A 2,361-nucleotide genomic window follows, 5' to 3' on the forward strand; every position below is an offset into this window, starting at 1 on the left:
CCCGCCCCAACCCTCTTCAGCATCCATGTCCGAATGTGGCGAGTATCTCCAGCCGCACACGCCTAGACTGGCGCCATGGATACCGCCCTCGCCCTCGACACCGACGCCTGCGACCGTGCCCGCCTGGCCCGCGACGCGCGCTTCGACGGCGTGTTCTTCACCGCCGTGCGCAGTACCGGCATCTACTGCCGCCCGGTGTGCCCGGCACCGCCACCGAAGCCGCGCAACATCACCTACTACCCCACCGCCGCTGCGGCCGCAGCTGCCGGCTACCGCCCATGCCTGCGCTGCCGTCCTGAACTGGCACCGCAGGCCCAGCAGGCATTGGCCGGGCAGACCGTGCAGCGCGCACTCGCCCTGATCCATGGCGGCTTCCTTCAGGAGCAGCCCGTCGCGGACCTCGCGCAGAAGATCGGCCTGAGCGCGCGCCAGCTGCAGCGCCTGTTCGTTGAACACCTGGGCGCGACGCCGGCGCAGATCCACGCCACCCATCGCCTGCTGCTGGCCAAGCAACTGCTGACCGAGACCACGCTGCCGGTGACCGGCGTTGCGCTGGCCGCCGGCTATAACAGCCTGCGCCGCTTCAACACCGCCTTCCTGCAGGGTTGCGGCATGGCACCGACGGCGCTGCGTCGCCAGCACCAGCCGCTGGCCGCCGATGACGGCGGCCTGGTGCTGCGCCTGGTGTATCGCCCGCCGCTGGACTTCCCGCGCATGCTGGCCTTCCTGCGCAAACGCAGCCTGCCTGGCATCGAACTGATCGGCGAAGACAGCTACCAGCGTGTGCTGGGCACGCCCGAACGCCCCACCCTGCTGCGGGTCACCGCCGACCCGAAGCGCCCGGAGTTGCGCCTGCAGCTGGGCGCGGTCGATCCGCGTCTGATTCCGGACATCGTGCGCCGCGTGCGCCGCGTATTCGATCTGGACGCGGACCTGCAGCAGGTGCACGCCGCGCTGAGCGAAGAACCCTTGCTGGCGCGCGGTATCGCCGAACGCCCCGGGCTGCGCGTACCCGGCGGCTGGGATGGCTTCGAGGTGGGCGTACGCGCCGTGCTCGGACAGCAGGTCAGTGTGGCCGCAGCCACCACCTTCGCGCGGCGCCTGGTCGACGCCTATGGCGCGCACCTGCCGAACATGCCATCGGAATTCGATCGCCAGTTCCCGGCGCCCGAGGTGCTGGCCGAGGCGCCCCTGGAATCGATCGGCCTGCCGCGCAGCCGCGCCGCCACCGTGCGTGCGCTGGCGGCCGCCTGCGCCAGCGGCCAGCTCGACTTCGCGCCCGGGCAGGCATTGGAGGAATTCGTTGCGCGCTGCGTCGCGCTGCCCGGCATCGGCCCGTGGACGGCGCAGTACATCGCCCTGCGCGGGCTCGGCCAGCCCGATGCGTTCCCGGCCGGCGATCTTGTACTGCAGCAGGTGCTCGGCCACGCGCAGGGCCAGCGCCTGAGCGAACGTGCAACCGAAGCGCGCTCGCAACCGTGGCGGCCGTGGCGCGCCTACGCGGTGCTGCACCTTTGGCACCTGTCCGGCACGTTCGTTGGAGAACCGACATGACCCTGTTGTTCGACCGTTTCGACAGCCCGATCGGCGTGTTGACCATCGCCGGTGACGAACGTGGCCTGTCACATGTGCTTTTCCCCGAGAACCGCCATCCGGCACGCGGGCGCGATGACTGGCACTACGCACCGGATGCGCTGCCGGAAGCGCGCGAGCAACTGCTGCAGTTCCTGCACGGCGAACGCAGCAGCTTCGACCTTGTGCTGGCACCACGCGGCACGCCGTTCCAGCTGCGTGTGTGGCAGGCGCTGGCGTTGATTCCGTTCGGCCAGACCTGGAGCTACCTGCAGCTGGCGCAGCACCTGGGCCAACCCAGCGCGACCCGTGCGGTCGGTGCAGCCAACGGGCGCAACCCGCTGCCGATCATCCTGCCCTGCCACCGCGTGATCGGCAGCAACGGCGCACTGACCGGTTTCGGCGGCGGCCTGGAAACGAAGGCGGCGCTGCTGCGGCTGGAACAACGCCAGGCCCCGCTGTTCGCCTGAGAGGGCTGGCCGGGCTGCGCCCGGCACCCGCAGAGGCAACGGCAAGGTCAAGAGCCAATACAGCTCCGATTTTCTACGCGTTGGGTGGGGCGGTATGGGTGGGCAGGACACGCCGTAAACCCATCCATGGGGGCTCGTTTGGGCCCCCCCAGGGCCCCAACCGGCCGGCCCCCCCCACCCCCCCCCCCCCACCGCTTACAAAACGGGAGGTGTATTGGCGCTTGACCTGGCCGTTGCCTGGGGGGGGGCGGGGCGCAGCCGGGCCAGCCCTCTCAGGCGAACAGCGGGGCCTGGCGTTGTTCCAGCCGCAGCAGCGCCG

General features: G+C 70.6%; 2 protein-coding genes. Both read left to right on the forward strand.

What is annotated here, in order from left to right; all coding sequences use genetic code 11:
- The first annotated feature begins 75 nt into the window (after positions 1-75).
- Positions 76-1,554 carry an AlkA N-terminal domain-containing protein gene (locus R5H29_RS14440; protein WP_332329346.1) on the forward strand — a complete coding sequence of 493 codons (1,479 nt, stop codon included), beginning with the start codon at positions 76-78 and terminating at the stop codon, positions 1,552-1,554.
- Positions 1,551-2,042, forward strand: coding sequence for a methylated-DNA--[protein]-cysteine S-methyltransferase (locus tag R5H29_RS14445; RefSeq protein ID WP_021202265.1), 492 nt, complete (start codon positions 1,551-1,553; stop codon positions 2,040-2,042). The genes R5H29_RS14440 and R5H29_RS14445 overlap by 4 nt, the downstream gene beginning before the upstream one ends.
- Positions 2,043-2,361 lie beyond the last annotated feature (319 nt).

It is taken from the genome of Stenotrophomonas sp. A3_2 (assembly GCF_036624925.1).
In the GTDB taxonomy this organism is placed as follows: Bacteria; Pseudomonadota; Gammaproteobacteria; order Xanthomonadales; family Xanthomonadaceae; genus Stenotrophomonas; species Stenotrophomonas hibiscicola.

Excerpts from the sequence above, each read along its gene's own strand:
- R5H29_RS14440 (WP_332329346.1), top strand. The coding sequence starts at position 76 with ATGGATACCGCCCTCGCCCTCGACACCGACGCCTGCGACCGTGCCCGC.
- R5H29_RS14445 (WP_021202265.1), top strand. The coding sequence starts at position 1,551 with ATGACCCTGTTGTTCGACCGTTTCGACAGCCCGATCGGCGTGTTGACC.